The organism is Arthrobacter sp. 10L424, from assembly GCF_056395325.1.
Genome location: NZ_JBFTJH010000040.1, coordinates 1 through 308, shown reverse-complemented (window position 1 = coordinate 308; position 308 = coordinate 1). Strand labels below are relative to the sequence as shown.

Sequence of the window (308 nt, the reverse complement as noted above, 5' to 3'; positions counted from 1 at the left end):
GACGCCTGGGCCGCCCAAGGCTGGGAATCCGGGCCCCTCGGCTACCCCACCACCGACATACGGACCGCCGCGAACGGAGCCAAATCCCAGGGCTACCAAAACGGTGCGATCTACTGGACCGCAGCGACCGGCGCCCAAATCTCATCCGGTGTCATCCGTGACGCCTGGGCCGCCCAAGGCTGGGAATCCGGGCCCCTCGGCTACCCCACCACCGACATACGGACCGCCGCGAACGGAGCCAAATCCCAGGGCTACCAAAACGGTGCGATCTACTGGACCGCAGCGACCGGCGCCCGCATCTCATCCGG

General features: G+C 67.9%; 1 protein-coding gene. It reads left to right on the top strand.

Features of this window, described 5'->3' with window-relative positions:
• Positions 1-308 (top strand): LGFP repeat-containing protein (locus AC1DC5_RS19080; RefSeq protein ID WP_476866204.1); only part of this gene is annotated, 308 nt, incomplete at both ends.